This window comes from Methylosinus sp. is20ea, assembly GCF_059718135.1.
On record NZ_AP046088.1, the window covers coordinates 1,950,642 to 1,967,977 of the forward strand.

At 64.0% G+C, this 17,336-nt stretch carries 11 protein-coding genes; 7 read left to right on the forward strand and 4 right to left on the reverse strand.

Features of this window, described 5'->3' with window-relative positions; genetic code table 11:
- The first annotated feature begins 23 nt into the window (after positions 1-23).
- Positions 24-2,876, forward strand: a complete 2,853-nt coding sequence (locus tag AC6IY7_RS08910; protein ID WP_497782689.1) for a heavy metal translocating P-type ATPase — start codon at positions 24-26, stop codon at positions 2,874-2,876.
- A 289-nt stretch (positions 2,877-3,165) separates the two neighbouring features.
- Here the strand turns inward: AC6IY7_RS08910 and AC6IY7_RS08915 are convergent, their stop codons facing one another.
- Positions 3,166-3,291 (reverse strand): helix-turn-helix domain-containing protein, encoded by a 126-nt coding sequence (locus AC6IY7_RS08915; protein ID WP_497782690.1) that lies wholly within the window; start codon positions 3,289-3,291, stop codon positions 3,166-3,168.
- Positions 3,292-4,778: 1,487 nt separating this feature from the next.
- Between AC6IY7_RS08915 and AC6IY7_RS08920 the strand changes: the two genes are divergently transcribed.
- The 4 genes from AC6IY7_RS08920 to AC6IY7_RS08935 all read left to right on the forward strand — a co-directional run bounded on the left by AC6IY7_RS08920 (position 4,779) and on the right by AC6IY7_RS08935 (position 10,597).
- Positions 4,779-6,065 carry a nitrogenase component 1 gene (locus AC6IY7_RS08920; RefSeq protein ID WP_497782691.1) on the forward strand — a complete coding sequence of 429 codons (1,287 nt, stop codon included), beginning with the start codon at positions 4,779-4,781 and terminating at the stop codon, positions 6,063-6,065.
- Positions 6,066-6,175: 110 nt separating this feature from the next.
- Entirely contained in the window at positions 6,176-8,419 is a 2,244-nt protein-coding gene (locus tag AC6IY7_RS08925; protein ID WP_497782692.1) for a TonB-dependent receptor, read from the forward strand.
- A 122-nt stretch (positions 8,420-8,541) separates the two neighbouring features.
- Complete coding sequence (locus AC6IY7_RS08930; protein WP_497782693.1) at positions 8,542-9,579, forward strand: ABC transporter substrate-binding protein; 1,038 nt, start codon at positions 8,542-8,544, stop codon at positions 9,577-9,579.
- Between the two features lies 1 nt (position 9,580).
- On the forward strand, positions 9,581-10,597 hold the full coding sequence (locus AC6IY7_RS08935; RefSeq protein ID WP_497782694.1) for a hypothetical protein: 1,017 nt from the start codon (positions 9,581-9,583) through the stop codon (positions 10,595-10,597).
- Positions 10,598-10,736: 139 nt separating this feature from the next.
- Here AC6IY7_RS08935 and AC6IY7_RS08940 read toward each other — a convergent pair whose 3' ends face one another.
- The 3 genes from AC6IY7_RS08940 to AC6IY7_RS08950 form a co-directional block, all read right to left on the reverse strand.
- Complete coding sequence (locus AC6IY7_RS08940; RefSeq protein ID WP_497782695.1) at positions 10,737-11,528, reverse strand: serine hydrolase; 792 nt, start codon at positions 11,526-11,528, stop codon at positions 10,737-10,739.
- Positions 11,529-11,686: 158 nt separating this feature from the next.
- Complete coding sequence (locus AC6IY7_RS08945; RefSeq protein WP_497782696.1) at positions 11,687-12,508, reverse strand: alpha/beta fold hydrolase; 822 nt, start codon at positions 12,506-12,508, stop codon at positions 11,687-11,689.
- Positions 12,509-12,683: 175 nt separating this feature from the next.
- Positions 12,684-14,288, reverse strand: coding sequence for a Na+/H+ antiporter (locus AC6IY7_RS08950; RefSeq protein WP_497782697.1), 1,605 nt, complete (start codon positions 14,286-14,288; stop codon positions 12,684-12,686).
- A gap of 244 nt (positions 14,289-14,532) precedes the next feature.
- On the opposite strand from AC6IY7_RS08950, the gene AC6IY7_RS08955 reads away from it, so the two are divergent.
- Entirely contained in the window at positions 14,533-15,495 is a 963-nt protein-coding gene (locus AC6IY7_RS08955) for an NHL repeat-containing protein (RefSeq protein ID WP_497782698.1), read from the forward strand.
- A complete protein-coding gene (locus AC6IY7_RS08960) occupies positions 15,492-17,297 on the forward strand; it encodes a PQQ-dependent sugar dehydrogenase (RefSeq protein WP_497782699.1) in 1,806 nt (601 codons plus the stop codon). The genes AC6IY7_RS08955 and AC6IY7_RS08960 overlap by 4 nt, the downstream gene beginning before the upstream one ends.
- Positions 17,298-17,336: the final 39 nt, after the last annotated feature.

The window sequence follows — 17,336 nt, forward strand, 5'->3', positions numbered from 1 at the left end:
CATTGTCTCTGAAGGGTTCTCCGATGGCCCATGAGCACGCCCACCATCACTCGCATGAGGAGCGTGCGCCCGCTCCGTCAAGGACCACGCTCGGAGAAAGCGCCGGGCGAAGCTCTCGCCCGGACGTGATCTACACCTGCCCGATGCATCCGCAAATCCGCCAGCCGAAGCCGGGCAATTGCCCGATTTGCGGAATGACGCTCGAACCCGTCGTCGCGAGCGCCGAGACCGGGCCGAGCCCGGAGCTCGTCGACATGACGCGGCGCTTCTGGATCGGCCTCGCTCTCGCCGTTCCTGTCTTCGTTTTGGAGATGGGCGGACATCTTTTCGGCCTTCACCATTTCCTCCCGCCGCACATATCCAATTGGATTCAATTTGTTCTCGCGACGCCGGTGGTGCTGTGGGCCGGCGCGCCCTTCTTCGCGCGGGCGGCGCGGTCACTCGTCACGCGCAATCTCAACATGTTCACGCTCATCGCGATGGGCACGGGCGTCGCCTGGGCCTATAGCGTGCTCGCGACTTTTGTCCCGACGCTGTTTCCGCCGGCCTTCCGCAACGCCGACGGCTCGGTCCCGATCTATTTCGAGGCCGCCGCGGTCATCACTGTCCTCGTTCTGCTCGGCCAAGTGCTGGAGTTGCGCGCCAGGGAGCAGACGGGCGGCGCGATTCGCGCCTTGCTCGATCTCGCGCCGAAATCCGCGCGGCGCGTCGCGGCCGATGGATCGGACGAGGACATACCGCTCGAAAATGTCGCGGTCGGCGATCGGCTTCGCGTGCGGCCCGGCGAAAAGATTCCCGTCGACGGCGCGCTGCTCGACGGCCGCAGCTCTGTCGACGAATCTCTGGTCACGGGCGAGTCCCTGCCGGTGACAAAGGGCGCCGGCGACCGGCTCATCGGCGGCACGCTCAACCAGAGCGGCGGCTTCGTCATGCGCGCCGACAAGGTCGGCCGCGACACGATGCTCGCTCGCATCGTCGAGATGGTCGCCGCGGCGCAGCGCAGCCGTGCGCCGATCCAGCGCCTCGCCGATCAGGTTTCCGGCTGGTTCGTGCCTGCCGTCATCGGCGTCGCCGTCCTCGCCTTCATCGCCTGGGCCATATGGGGGCCGGAGCCGCGCATGGCCTATGGCCTCGTCGCGGCCGTGTCCGTCCTCATCATCGCCTGCCCCTGCGCGCTCGGCCTCGCGACGCCGATGTCGATCATGGTCGGCGTCGGACGCGGCGCGCAGAGCGGCGTACTCATCAAGAACGCCGAGGCGCTCGAGCGCTTCGAGAAGATCGACACGCTCGTCGTCGACAAGACCGGCACGCTGACGGAGGGCAAGCCGCAAGTGACCGCCGTCCGCCCGACCGCGGGGCTCGTCGAGAACGAGCTTCTGCGCTTCGCGGCGAGCCTCGAACGCGCGAGCGAGCATCCGCTGGCGCAGGCGATCGTGCAATCGGCGCTGGCGCGCGGGCTCGAACTCTCCGAAGCGAGGGATTTCAATTCGCCAGTCGGCAAAGGCGTGACGGGCGTCATCGAAGGCCGATCGATCGCCATCGGCAATCGCCGCTTCCTGGACGAGATCGGCATCGACGCGGTGGCCGCCGATGCGGACGCCGAGCGGCTCAGAGCAGACGGCGCCACGGCGATTTTCGTCGCCATCGACGGCGCCGTCGCCGGCGTGATCGGCATCGCCGATCCCGTCAAGGAGACGACGCCCGCCGCCTTGCAGGCGCTGCGGAAGGACGGCGTCCGCGTGGTCATGCTGACGGGCGACAATTGGACGACGGCGCGCGCGGTGGCGAAGCGGCTCGGCATAGACGAGGTCGAAGCCGAGATACTGCCCGAGGACAAGAGCGAGGTCGTGAGCCGGCTGAGGGCGGCCGGCCGCGTCGTCGCGATGGCGGGCGACGGCGTCAATGACGCGCCGGCGCTCGCCGCCGCCGATGTCGGAATCGCCATGGGGACGGGAACCGATGTCGCGATCGAGAGCGCCGGCGTCACCTTGCTGAAGGGCGATCTGCTGGGCATCGTCCGCGGCCGGCGCCTCTCGGCCGCGACGATGCGCAACATTCGCGAAAATCTCTTCTTCGCCTTTTTCTACAACGCCGCGGGCGTGCCCGTCGCCGCCGGCGTGCTCTATCCAACTTTCGGCCTACTGCTGTCGCCGACGATCGCCGCCGCCGCCATGGCGCTCTCGTCGGTGAGCGTGATCGCCAACTCGCTACGGCTGCGCCGATCGCATATCGATGAGCCGGCCGCCGCCGGCGCCCTGCGCCGCCCGGAAGGATCGAGACGCCTGACATTGGCGGGAGCGACGGCGGCCACGCTGGCGATCGCGGCGGCCCTGGCGTGGCTCCAATGGCGACCGAGCCCTCCCGCCGGCGAGACGCCGGCGGCTCCGTCGGCGCAGAACGAGGCGGCGCCATCGGCCGGGGCCGCCGCTCCTCTCCCGACGGAGCAATCGGCCGAAACGCAGAAGGCGGACGCGCGATCCAGCGTCGCTGCGAGCGAAGGGGTGGAGTCGAAGTTGCGCGCGTTCTTAGTCGGCGAGGCGCCTCCCGCGCGAAAACTCGTCTGGTTCGAACTCGACCGCATCGCTTTCGAGCCGCGCGGAGCGGGCCTTCAGCCCGCCGCGCAGACGCAATTGCGGGCGGTCGCCGACCTTCTGGCCGCTCATCCTGGCGCCAGAGCGACGGTCGCGGCTTATGGCGACGCCAAGAAGCTGTCGAAGCGGCGGGCGGAGGCCGTGGTCGCGGAGTTGACGCGTCTGGGTGTCAATGCCACTCGTCTCCGTGCGCTGACGCTCGCGACAAAGCCCGCCGTCGTCACGGGATCGAGCGAAAATTCCGCAGCGGATAGCGGCTTGCTGATCGGCGTGCGATCGAAGTGACGCCCGCGTTCCTTCAGCTGGCTGCGAGCGACGCCGGCGAATGTTGATAGGCGCCCAATGTCAGCAGCCAGCCGCCCGACGAATTCGAGAGGCACGCCATGCTGATGGTAGCGGCTTCGTAGCAGCACGGCGCGTAATCGGCGGGTCTGCAAATCTATAACTATATGAAATTATGTGTTAAATTCTGTTTGTGGTAGCGGAGGAGCGCTATCGCCTTTCTCCACAACACCTAAACGTCCGCTATTGTCTCCGTTGCTGCGCTTGAACGCGCTCCCGACTCGATAGGGGGTCAAGCTGCAGAGAGACGGACGTGAAACTTGCTACCAGTGGCCTCGGCGAAACGCAGAAGCGTCTTCGTGCTCGGCAACGTGTGCCCGCTCTCCAGCCGAGCGATAGCCGACTGACTGGTGCCCATGCGTGTAGCCAATTCGGCCTGAGAGAGGCCGGCGCGAAGGCGGGCTTAGACCAGCTCCGTGGAAATCTCGAATTCGGGAGCGAGCGCGTCGTATTCGGCCTTGACCGTGGAGTTGGCCATGAGGCGAGCTTTGATCTTTTCGAATGGAATGGCCATGTCACCTCCTTTGCTCGACGCAATGCGAACTCGATTTCGGCGCGTGGCGGGGTCTTCTTCACAAAGGCCCTGAGCACCACGACCCTGCGGCCGACCGCTGTGACGTAAAGCGCGCAGGGAGGCGAGCAAGGTCGTCCGAAAGACGGCTTCGCGAATTCCTGCGGCTGCATCGATCACCCGGTCAATGCGCTCGGGACTTGCAAGCACATCGAGGGCGCGCTGGCGGCGCTCCGCCTTGGAAGGGCGCGCGGGCCTTTCGCGCGGCGGCGGCGCAAGGCGGCCCGAGGATCGAGATATTTCTGGATCGCCGCGGCGACGCGACGCCCGCTATCGCTTGGCCGGCCCAGGTCCACAGCCTTCCTGCTCTCGCAAAATCCAGACGATCTGCTCTTCCCTGAACCGCTACTTCATCGTGTCCGTCCGGCACCGGTGGAGGAATTTCTCAGGGGCAGGTCAGAGCCAGGCCAATATACCAGCGCTACAAATATAGTGAGCACGGAACTCGTCTCCAAATCAGTGAAATCGCCGCCGATATCCACAGCGCCGCTGCGGTCGTAGCGACCCCGGTTTTCGTTGCTCCACATCGCGACCTCCGGCAGAATCAGGTCACACCAAAGGAATCACAACCGATTCATCCGATTCGAGCTCCTCGCGGCAGGCTATAAGCAAGGCGTCACGATCAACGAGATCATGCGCCTTGACTGGCCACAGCCGCGGACTGGTTCGAAAAATTCTGTGAGGACAACGCTCAGACCTCTTCAGGACAAGGCAGAGTTCGCGCGAACCCTATCTGCCCAGGCTCGACGTAATTTTCGCGGAGCCCGCCCCTACGGCATCTCCTCGTATAGCCGAAAGCCTTTCGACTGTGACGCCATCCGACTATTCGCGACCTTTCGCTCGACCTGCCGTCGTCATTCCGCGCTCGGCTCCCGAATGACGACACTGTTCGAAATCAGCAGAGCGGTGTTTACTTTGTAACACTGCTCTATTCCTTTACAGACAAATAAAAAACCGATTGACAGTCGAAGGCGGTCGCCTCGTTATATAGCCGAGTTACCTGATGAGACGACCGAATGCGAATCCCCTCTCCTAACCCTTTCCTGCCGAAGTCGGAAAAAGGCTCGCCGATCCGATGGCGCACGGGACCTTCCGCGGGAACGGTGGGCATTTCCCACATGCTCCCGTCACTGCAGGCCGACTGTCAAAGCCTCGTGGAACCCGAAACTCCATTATATCGAAAAGATCCACGCGGACGAAAGCCGAAACGCCACGTCGACGACCGCGAAAAGCAATCGGAGAAGAGGCGCGTCGACCCGGAGAAGCCTCGATGGTTGACTCCGCCTTCCTATCCGGAGGCCGGCAAGATCGATTTCTGCTCCGGCGGACTCTACGGCCGTAGCGTCGCCAGTTGGGCCTCCGCGCTCGACATGATCGCGCTCGAGCATGGACCGGTCGGCTGCGGCGCCTATGGGCAGAGCATGCGGCTACATGCGCCCGGCCATTTTCAGGGGATCGAGAGTTTCAGCGCGCTTCATGCCTGTACGGACCTTCGATGGGACGATCTCGACGACGGAGGCGACAAACGGCTCCGCCGCGCCATGGACGAGCTCGTCGAACTGTTTCCCCTGGCGCGCGGCGTCGCCGTCGCGAGCGAGGACCCGGTCGCTCTCCTCGACTCGAACGTCAAGGGCATAGCGAAAGCCAAAATGCGGGAGACGCAAAAGCTCGTCCTGCCGCTCGGCGCCTATAAATCCTGGGCGGTCGAGACGGCCGCCGCTTTGCGCTCGGCGGCGCTCTTGTTCGGCCGCCGAGCGCGGAACGACAGGCGCGTCGCCCTGCCCTATAGCCGCGAGGCGACGGCGCTCGTCTGGATCGTGTCCCGTCTGCTCGCCGAAATGGGGCTCGAACCCGTTCACGAGGTCACGCAATCTTCGACTTTAGACCTTGCGAGCGTCGGCGACTGCCGATTCGTCGTCGGCTTTGCGGGGAAGGTCGAGGTGCTGGAGGAGGACATGCGAGGCGGTTACGCGGACCTCCTGCGGCAATGGTTCTCGGCTCCGATCATTTGGACCTGTTTCGAGAGCCCGGCCTCGACGACCGCCTCTCTCCGCGCGATCGCGAAACGTTTCGATCGCCGCACGGCGCGGCGCGCCGAACAGACGATCGCGCGCGGCGAAGCGCTGGTGCGCGAGACGATCGAACGCCACCGGCCACGCCTCGAGAACAAGCTCGTGCTGCATTTTCGTCCCATGACGGAGACGCAGCTCGAACCCTATCGCCTTCTCGGGCTGCGCATAGGCGACGCGTCCGGCTGGATCGGGAAGACCGGCAAGAGGCGAACGCCGCGCGTAAAATGTGACATGGATAATCCCGACGAGAAGGCCATCGACGCCTATCTATTGGAAGCCAGGCCCGATCTCGTTCTGCACTTCGGCGACGGCGAGACGCGCGGCGAATATGAATGGCGCAAGCGTGGTCAGATCGCCCTGCCATTTTCCCCATTTTTCGATCGGAAGGGCAACGCCTTCTGGGGATATGAGGGCTTCGCCTGCCTTGCCGCCGCACTCGACAAGGCGATGAACGCGACATGGCGTCGCATCGTCGCGACGCCCTGGTAACGCCGCGCCGAGACAGTTCTGCAAGACGACGAAATTCGAACCTTCGCGCGCCCTCGCTCGCGTCATGGGAGACGCGCGTCCGTTCGCCACGAACTCCGAGAGGTGGAAAAATGGCCAAGAGAATTCGCCCTGGAAACCGACGCGCCGACACCGACATTCGGCGCATCGTCGGCCTCGCATGCCTGGCGGCGTCTTGCGTGAGCGCGACGCCCGCTTTCGCGCTGCCCGGCCAAACATCCGATGCGAGCGAAGCCGCCGTGCTTCCGCCGATCGACGTCGCCGCTCCCGCGGCCGGAACGCCGGACCAGAAGCTGCAAAGCGACGGATCGGCCGCGGATGGCTACGCCGCCTCGCTTCTCTCCGGCCTCGGCCCGCTCGGCCAGAGACGCATACTCGACACGCCGCTCAATGTGAGCGTCCTGTCGCGCGAGCTCGTCGAAAATCTCCAGGTCTATTCGCTGACCGATCTCGCCAAGGTCTCGCCCTTCATCCAGAATTACGTCCCGGCGAGCTACACGGATACGGCCGGCGTGACGATCCGCGGCTTCGGCACGGCGAGCTTCGGCTCGAGCAGCGGCGTCTTGCAGACGCAAGACGGATTCAAGACGCTCGGCTCCAATGTGCAAGACCTCGAAGACAAGGAGCGCGTCGAGGTCGTAACGGGCGTCACCGGGTTTCTGAACGGCCAGAACTCGCCGGGCGGCATGATCAATTTCGTCCAGAAGCGTCCGACCGCGACGCCGCTCGCCAATGTGACGGCCGGCGCCTTCAACGACACGTCGGGCTATGTGCATGGCGATTTCGGCGGGCCGGTTCCGGGCCATCCGGAGATCGGCTATCGCATCAATATCGTCGAGCAATATGGCCCGACCTTCATATCCGACCAGACGATCAGCCGTCAGCTCATCACCGCCGCGGTCGACGTCCATCTCGGGCCCGATGCGCTGTTGCAAGTGGAGGCCGGCTATCGCAACAATCTCATCCACGCGCTCGAAGCCAGTTGGGGCGTCTATTACGATACGCCGAACTATCCGGCGACTCCCGACCCATCGCGGAACTGGAGCCAGAAATGGACTTACAATCACGCGCAGACCGTTCACGCCGACACGACGCTCACCTGGAAGATCGCACCCTTCCTCACATCGCGATCGGGTTTCCGCTTCGCCGACCAGAAGTCGTCCTTCCTCGCGACTGAAAATGATTTCGTCGCTTCCAACGGAACCTATGATCAGACCGTATGGGCGTCGGACGGCTTTCAGAGATCGACCATGTCGGGATATCAATATCTCGACGCCAAATTCGACACATTCGGCGCCGAGCATACGCTCACTTTCGGCGCCAATGGCGTATCGCAGAATTTCTCCGTGCCGCGCAATTGGTGGACGGAGGACACGCCCTATTATCCGAGCGCCAGCAGCGTTCTCGTCGGCCCGGTCTATATTTGGAAACCCAATTATCTGACGAGCCTCGACGGCTCGCAGGAATTGCGGCAGACGACGCAAAATCTCAATCTCTTCGTCGGCGATCAGATCGACATAACCGATTATCTGACGATCATGGCCGGCGTGACGCGGGCGACGATCAACCAATTCACCTATAATCCCGACACGGGCGTGCGGCAGGCGTCTTACGAGAAATCGTCCTGGGTTCCGGCGGCCTCCGTGCTCGTCAAGCCGACCGACTGGCTCTCGACTTATTTCTCCTATCTCGAGGGCCTCGATCAGGGGCAGGTCGCGCCCAACAACGCCACCAACGCCGGCGAAATCATGCCGCCCACGCGCTCGACCAGCTATGAGGCGGGCGTGAAGGCGAAACTCGGCGGCGCGCTCTTCACCTTCAACTATTTTGACACGGAGCGCGGCTACGCCTTTCTCCAATCCAACGCCAACGGAACGCGCACGCTCGTGCAGGACGGCCGCGAGCGTCATAGTGGCGTCGAGCTCGGCGTCTCCGGAAAGGTCCTCGACTCGCTCACTCTCCTCGGCGGCGTGACCATCTTCGATCCGCGCGTCACCAACGCTTCCACTCCCAAGCTTGAAGACAAGAGGCCGTGGGACGTCGCGAATCATATGGTGAAATTCTACGCCGAATATGATTTTCCATGGCTGCGCGGCCTCACATTGACCGGCGGCGTCAATCATGTCGGAAACTTCTATGCCGACATATACAATACGCTGAAAGTTCCAGCCTACACGACCTTCGACCTCGGGCTGCGCTATCAGACTTCCGTCGCCGGCACGCCTTTGACCTTCCGCGTCAACGTCAACAATGTCGCCGACACGCATTATTGGCTGACGGACGGCTATCTCGGCTCCCCGAGGACGGTCGCCTTTTCGGTCGCGGCAAAATTCTGAGGGAACAAATGACATCGTCACGGCGAGGGCGCAAAAGAAAAGAGAGAACGAAGGCGAAGTGTTTTCATGATTTCTCTTCGTTGGCATTCTTTCTCGTCGCGCTCTTATGCCTGAGCTGTGCGATGCTGAAACCGAGCGTCATCCCGCGCCGGACGACAGGGACGTTTTCCGGTCCTCTTGGCGGGCCGATCGCGATCGATGCGCCGGCGCAGCGCGCGGTCATCTATGCTCCGGTCGCTTGGATCTATGCGACGCTCGACGGGATCGACCATATTGCCGGCCTTCCGGCGGACACGGGTGGAAACGAACTCTCCCGGCGCCTCCTACGCTTCGTTTTTCCTGACACCGCCCGCCTTCCGCACGCGCCGACGCAGGGACTAAGCGCCATCCCCGGCGATCCGGAGTCCGTGTTGGCGCTACGCGCCGACGCCGTGCTCTCGTGGAGCTGGATGGCGGATCGACTGCGCACGATCGGCGCGCCTCTCGCGCCCATCGACGCCGATCCGGCTGGAGGCGCGCAGGCGAATATGGAATGGACTTGGCGGCTTCTGGCGGATCTGTCGGGACAGCGCGAACGTTTCGCGGCGTTGGCGCGGCGCTATCGGCGGGAGATGGACGATCTCGCCGGCTCTTCGCTGCGATCCGGCGCCCCTCCGCGCGTCGCCTATGTCTATCAGCTCGATCCGCTCACACTCGCGAACTCGAGGACTCGCATATCCAGCCTTTTCGAAACGATCGGAGCGACAAATGTGGTCGACTCGGCGCGCTTTCCGCAGAAGGAGGAATTCATAGCGCTCGCGCCCGATGTCGTCATCCTGTCCGATTTCATCGACGAGGACGCCGTGGCCGTCTTTCTCGCCGATCCCGTCTTTCGCGGCCTTCCCGCCGTCAAGTCTCGGCGCGTCTATCGGGAGCCGAGAGGCGGAGCGCGGATGGAGGGACTCGTCGAGGAGCCGCTGATGCTGAGATGGTTGACCGAAATTCTTTATCCGGACGCGACGGCGCCGCGCATGCGCGCGATGTTCGTGCGCGCGTATGAAGAGACGTTCGGCGTGACATTGTCCGAAGCGGCGCTCGACGAGGCGTTGAGCGTCGAAGAAAACGCGCATGCGCGCGATGGCGCGCGATTCGCAAGGACGGCGGAGAAAGAGAGGCGATAAAATGGGTCGCGAGATCATCGTCACCGGCGTCACCTTGCACGCCAACGCCACGCCTTGCTTCCACCATTGCCGCTATTGCCAATTGCGGTCCTATAAGACCTCGGGCGTCTCCTTCGATCGCTATTCCGCATTGGTCGAGCGCTTTCTCGCCTGGCGCGACCGGCATCGCCCAGACTTCGAAATCTGGCCATGGTTCGGTAACAGCGACGACCATGATGACGAAACCTGGCAGGGCATTCGGCGTCTCGACGAAATGCAGAATTGGACCTCGACCATCGCTCTGCTCGGAGGCGTCGCCCATAAACCGGACGACGAAATGCGGCATTGGCTCGAAAAGCGCCGACGGCTCGGCGTCGAGACGATCGCCGCGACATTCAGCGGGCACGACGAGAAGCACGACTATTGGAACCATATGCCGGGCAATTACCGCTTTCAGCTCGAGACGCTCCGTCTCGCGAAAGACATGGGATTTCACCTTCAGCAGCGAGTGCTTCTGTTGCGCGACTCGCTCCAATCCCTCGAGCAGCTGTTCGACGGCCTCGACGAAATGGTCGGCGTCGGACATCAACGCTGGGCGCTGCCGCTGTTCTATTCGGGAATCGCGCGTCATCTCGAACATGAAAGACTGACGCGAGGTGATTTCGACGCACTTCCGACAAGGATCAGCCAGAGCTTGCGCGCCGATCACGCGAACTGGCGAAGCGAGCGCGAATGGATCGAACTGGTTCGCGCCGCTCCGACAGAGCCTCAAGAGGTGGCGATAGATATTCGCCTCGACGACGACACGTTGAGCTGGGCGGAGACGCGATCCTGTGACGACATCATCGCCGAGCTCTCCGACAAATGGCGCGCCGCATATCGAATTGCTCCGTCGAGACAGGACCTATGCCTCGCCGCGGGAGACCCGCAGAACGATAGGGTCTATTTCAACGGCGGGCAGATGGAGAGGGCTTGGTTCGATCGCTATCGATCGACCCACCGGCTCGGTTTCGATCTCGCCTCGACACATTTCTATTGAACCACGCCGCGAAGCGTCCTTTTTGATTTCTGTGGCGACGAATAAATTGCGTCGGTTTCGAACTCGAAGCGAGGCTTCCGAGAAGAGAAGCCCAAGGCAAGGACCTGGGACGCCGCACAGGAAAATTAGGGTCGTGAATTCAGACGAGCGAGGGCATTGCCGCTCTGAGCGCCGCATCTCGCGGATCGAACGGCAAGGACACGCCCATGCGATTGGTGACATAGGCGTATCCAATTCCGGCTCGCGGATCGGCGAAACCAAAGGAGCCGCCCGCTCCCGGGTGTCCGAAGGAGCCCTGATGGCCGAACGGCGCAGTCGGGCCGGGCTTGGCGAAGCCGAGCGAGAAATAAATCTCGCCCATGAGGCACTCGTCGAAAAAGCCGCGCTCGGGCGCGATAGGCGGCGCCATCAGGAGCCGCAGGGTCTCGGGGCGCAGCTGCAATTCTTTCCCTCCGGTCGCGAAGGCGCCATAGGCGCGCGCGATCGCCCGCGCCGTCCCAACGCCTCCGCCCGAAGGAACTTCGAGATCGCGTGAATAAATGCGCTCCTCATCCAGGCAGGTCGCCGCCCCTGGATTCGCGACGAGCGCGCGGTAGACGTTCGACCGAGGATAGAGCGTCGCCAAGCTCAGCCGGATCGGAAAACCAAAGAGCCGCTCGAAAAGGCCCGGGCTTTCCAGGATGGCGAGCCGAGAATTCGGAATCGCCTCGGGCAAACGAATATACAGTTCGAGCCCGAGCGGCGCGGCGATCTCGTCCTGGAAGAATTGCCCGAGGCTGCGGCGGAGCGGATCGATCCGGCGCAACAATTCGCCTTCATAAAAGCCGAGACTGATGGCGTGATAGGCCTGCCGCTCTCCTGGCTTCCAGGCCGGCGTCTGGCGGGCGAGAACGAGCGCCAATCGATCGAGATCGGCGACAATCTGCCTCACGCGCAAGCGCCTCAGCGTTTCGCCCACGCCTCCGAGAACTCGTCCTCGCCCGCAATGCGCGACCTGCGAAATAGGAGTCGAATTCGCATGGCGACGATGAGCGGGCGCCGAAAACAGTGGGCCAGAGCCCGCACCGGTCGAGTCGCGCGCCCGTCGTCTCAGCTCCGGATGAACGCCAGCAGATCGGCGTTGAGCCGATCCTGATGCGTGATCGGAAGACCGTGCGGCGCTCCGGCATAGACCTCGAGCCTCGCATTCGGGGCGATCTCGGCCGAGCGACGGCTCGCTGCGTCGATCGGCACGATCTGATCGTCGTCGCCCTGCACGAGCAGCGTGGGCATGGTCATCTTCTCGAGATCGGCGGTGAAGTCCACTTCGGAGAACTCGCGAACGCAATCGTATTGGCCTTTGACGCCGCCCATCATGCCCTGGAGCCAAAATGATTCCCGAACGCCTTCGGAGACTGCGGCGCCGGGGCGGTTATAGCCGAAGAAGGGCAGAGTGAGGTTCTTGTAGAACTGCGCGCGATTGTCAGCGATGGCCTTACGAATGCCATCGAACACGCCGATCTCGGTTCCGAGCGGATTGGCCGGCGTCTTCAGCATCAGCGGCGGAACGGCGCTGACAAGGACCGCCTTGGCGATGCGCCCGACGCCATATTTGCCGATGTAGCGCGCGATCTCGCCCCCGCCCGTCGAATGGCCGACAAGTACGGCGCCCTCGACATCGAGCTTCTCGAGCACGTCCGCGAAATCGTCGGCATATTGTTCCATGGTGTTGCCGTCCCAGCTCTGCTCGGATCTGCCATGGCTTCGCCGGTCGTGCGCGATGACCCGAAAGCCATGGGCTCCGAGGAAGAGCATCTGCCCGTCCCAGGCGTCGGCCGACAGCGGCCAGCCGTGGGAGAAGACGATCGGCCGCCCCTTCCCCCAGTCCTTGTAGAAGATTTCGGTTCCGTCTCTGGTCCGGAGCGTCGGCATTGGTCTTCTCCCGATTGCAGCCCCGTCCCGCATGTAGCGCCGTAACGCGCGGCGTTCAGCGCCGCGCGACCCATAGACTGTCTGCGAGCGGAGGCCGACCCGGCGAAGTCCGGCTCGGGCGATTCGCGGATGCCGTCGTATCGGCCTCTGACGCCGCCGAAAGGCGGCGAAGACTTCAGCGCCCCGGCCTGTGGTGAGCGAGATGCGCTTCGCGCATGTCGAGTTCCCGCTCGATGCGGCGCCGCGCCTCGTCCTTCAACTCACCGCTGCGGAAAAGCTCATTTACGCGCATTCGTTCCGCCGCGATGAGGAGGAACTCCAACTCGTCGCATAATTCGCCCAGCCGTCTCGAAACATCGTCGCCATTTCTGCGGACTTCTATGTGTCGCAGCCGGTCCTGATGCTGAGCGCGGACTTTTTCGATCATCTCCGCCGAAAGATCGCGCTCGACGGCGAGCTCGTCGAGCCTCGCAATTGCGGCGCGCACGGCGTCGGACCGCGCCTTGTGCTCCTCGTCTCTGTCGATTTCCCGCTCCGCGCGTCCGGCATGGGTGAGGCCGAGCTTTCGGATGACGAAGGGCAGCATCAGGCCTTGCCCTATGAGCGTCAGGAGGATGACCGAGAATGTCAGGAAAAGGATCAGGTCGCGATAGGGGAAAGGCCGTCCGTCCGCGGTCGCGAATGGAATGGCGAGCGCCGCTGCGAGCGAGACGACGCCGCGCACGCCCGTGAACGCCAGCATGAGCGACTCTTGCCAAGGCGGCGCAGGGTCCCGTCTCCGCAGGGAGGGAAACAACCATCTCGGGACGTATATCGCCGGGAAAATCCCGAGGAGACGGGCTGCGATCAGCACGATGGTGATGACGACGACAGCGGCCGCGAGTCGGGACGGGGGATAGTCACCGATGCGGTCGATGACGACGCGCGCCTGCAACCCCGTGACCAGAAACAGCATGCCCTCGATCACATAAGTGAAGAACTCCCAGAAGAACACGCCCTGCAATCGCGTCGCCGGGCCGATGAGGCGAGGGCCGTTCCAGCTGATGTAGAGACCGGCGGTCACGGTCGCCAGCACGCCCGAGCCGCCGAGATGTTCGGGCGGCCAGAAGGCGAGAAAGGGCGTCAACAGCGACAGCAAGATCTCGATCAGAGGTTCATTCACCCACCGTCTCAGTCTCAGCGTGGCCCAGCCGACGCCGACGCCCCATAAGATTTCGCCGGCGATGATCGCGACGAATGTCCCGGCGGCCTCGCCGAACGAAAAAACGCCGAGGCTGACCGTGGCGATGGCGAAGCGATAGAGAATTAATGCCGTCGCGTCGTTCGCCAGGCCTTCTCCTTCCAAGATGACGAGTATCCGCCGTGGCAGCTGCAATCGCCGCGCGATGGAGAGCGGCGCGATCGCGTCCGGCGGAGACACGATCGCCCCCAGGACGAAGCCGACTGGCCAATCGAGACCGAGCAGCCAATGCGCCGCGGCGGCGACGGCGACGGTCGTCAACAGGACGCCGCCGACGGCGAGCAGAGCGATCGGGCGCAGGTTGAACCGGAACTCGCGCCAGCTCATGTTGAAGGAGGCGGTGTAGATGACAGGCGGCAGAACGAGCAGGAGGACGACCTCGGGCGCCAGCTCGACGGCGGGCAGCCCCGGCATGAGCGCCAACAGCACGCCGGCGGCGACCAGAACAATGGACGAGGGTATCTCGAGTCGGTTGGCGAGGATGGCGATCGCCGCGACGACGGCCAGCAATAGGACGAGCAGCTCGATTGTCGACGTCATCGAACACCTGATTTGTAGAACGCGCCGCTCGTTGAACTCGTCATCGCTGCCTCGCGCAGCGTCACTGTAGCGGGTGTTGCTACTAAACCGTCACAGGTCGGAGGCATAGAGCGCAATCGTCTCCAGTCGCGAAACGGGGGAGCTTTGCTCCATCGCTCCGCGCGTCATTTATCCCATGTCTCCCCCGGGATTCGTCCCGAGCCGCCGCTTTCGAATTACCGTCTACCGAGAGGGATCGCCGCCGATGAAGCTTCCTTCCGCCGTCCGCGCATGCCTCGTGATCGTCGCAGTCGTCGCCGCGAACGCTTGCGCCTCGGCCGCCCCGGCGGCTATCGAGATCGGAGGGGCCGCGGCTTACCCCGAAAGCGTCACCGCAGGGCCCGACGGCGCGCTCTATGTCGGCAGCGCCGCGTCCGGCGGCGTCCAGCGCGTCGCGCCGGGCGCCGGCCGCGCCGAGGCATGGATCGCTCCGGGGGCCTTCGGCTCCCGCTCGACCTTCGGCGTCCACGCCGACGCAAAGACGAGCACGCTCTGGGTCTGCTCAAACGACGCCTCGGGGTCTGGCGTCGCCGGACCGAGCACGGTCCCGGGCGGCCATCTGAAAGCTTTCGACCTCGCGACCGGCCACGGCAAGGCGAGCTACCCTCTCCCGGGCCGAGCGACGCTCTGCAACGACATCGCCGTCGCCGACGACGGCGCGATCTATGTCACCAACTCGCTCGCCCCACAGATTCTGCGCCTTCGCCACGGAGCCGAGGCTCTGGAAGTCTTCGCCGAGGACGCACGGTTTCAGCCGCCGAACGGCGTCGGCCTCGACGGCGTCGCCATCGGCGGCGACGGCAATCTCTATGTCGACACCTACGACGGCGGCGAGCTCTTCCGCGTGGCGATCGAGCGCGGCAAGGCGGGCGCCGTCGTCAAATTGACGACCTCACGTCCGATCCGCCTGCCGGACGCCCTGCGGCGTCTTTCCGGGAACGCTTTCCTCCTGGTCGAGGGCGTCGGCTCGCTCGACCGCGTAACGATATCGGGAGATGTGGCAGAGATCGAAACCATCGAGAGCGGACTCGACGAGCCGACGTCCGTCGCGACCATCGACGGCGTCGCCTGGGTGACGGAAGGCCAGCTCTCGCATCTCTTCGATCGGAAAGAGAAAGGCCCGCCAAAGCTTCCGTTCAAGATCATACCGGCGCCGATCGGAGAATGATCGATCCCTGCGCCGCGACCGTCCACTTCGAGGAGAATGCGATGAATTTGGCGATTTTCTCCCGTCGATGCGCTTTCGCTCTGGCTGCGGGCGTCGTTTCGTCCTGCGTCGCTTTCGCGCCCGCTCGGGCCGAGGAAGCGACAGCCCGCTGCGCCGAGGACGCCGGCCTCTCTCTGCCGAAAGGCTTCTGCGCCACTGTATTCGCCGACCGTATCGGACATGCGCGCCAGATGGCGCTCGGGCTCGACGGCACGCTTTATGTCAACAGCTGGAGCGGAGTCTATTACGCCAACGACAAGCCGCATGACGGCGGTTTTCTCGTAGCGCTGAAAGATACGAAAGGGACTGGCAAGGCCGATGTTCGAGTTCGCTTCGGGCCGAGCTTCGCCGAGGGCGCGCATGGCGGGACGGGAATTTGGCGCTACAAGAACTGGATCTACGCCGAGGCCAACGACAAGATCGTGCGCTACGAAATCGCCTCCGGGCCGCCGGGCGCCGACGCGCGGGCGGAGGTCGTCCTCTCCGGAATGCCGATCACCGGCGATCACCCGATGCATCCTTTCGCCATCGACGCAAAGGGCGATCTCTTCGTCTCCATGGGATCGGCGACTAATGATTGCGAGGTGAAGAACCGCATGCCGCATTCGCCGGGCAATGATCCCTGCACGGAGCTGGAGACTCGCGCCGGCGTCTGGCGCTATGACGCCAATGAGCTCGGGCAGATTTTCTCGCCGAAAGAGCGCTATTTCTCTGGCAGCCGCAACACCGAGGGCCTCGATCTCGACTCCGCCGGGCGCCTCATCGTCACCCAGCATGGCCGTGACCAATTGCATGAGGATTGGCCCGAGCTCTTCACCGCGCAGCTGGGTTTCGAGCTCCCGTCCGAACAGATGATGGTGGCGAAGGGCGGCGCCTGGTACGGCTGGCCGAATTGCTATTTCGATCCTCGTCGCAAGAGACTCGTTCTCGCGCCGGAATATGGCGGCGACGGCGAGAAGATCGGCGTATGCGAGAAAGCGGAGGCTCCGATCGCCCATTACCCTGCGCATTGGGCGCCGAACGATCTGAAAATCTATCGCGGCTCGCTCTTCCCCGAAGCCTATTCGGGCGGTGCCTTCATCGCCTTCCACGGCTCGTGGAATCGCGCGCCCGGACCGCAGGGCGGCTACAATGTGGTGTTCCAGCCGCTCGCCGACGGCAAGCCGGCGGGCGATTACACCATCTTCGCCGACGGGTTCGCTGGACGCTACAAAGAGCCGGGGCGCGCTGCGCATCGGCCGAGCGGCCTCGCCGTCGCCCCCGACGGCTCGCTCTTCATCTCCGACGATCAAGCCGGACGCATCTGGCGCGTGACCTATGCCGGCGAGAGAAATGCTCCGCTCGAAGCTGCGCCGGCGATCCGCGCGCAGGCGGCCGCATCGCCTGGGGCTGCGCCGCCCGAGGGCGTGCATCCCGATGCCGGAGCTGTGGCCGCGCTCCCCGTCCCGCACGGCTCGAGTGCGGCGAAAGTCGCGCTGGGCAAAAAAGTCTTCCAGGGGGAGGCGGGAGGCGCGACATGCGCCGGCTGCCATGGCGCGGATGGTGTGGGGACGCCGGTCGGCGCGGCGTTGAATACGGGTTCTTGGCTCTGGTCGGACGGCAGCCTCTCCGGACTCACTAAGACGATCGAGGAGGGCGTAGCCGAACCGAAGCAGCATACGGGCGCCATGCCTCCGCTCGGAGGCGTCGAGCTCTCGAAAGAGAACATCGAGGCGGTCGCCGCTTATGTTTGGGCGTTGGGGCACAGCTCCGACCGTCAATGAAAGGCGCCATGCGCGACAGCGGGCGTGGTTCCACGTGAC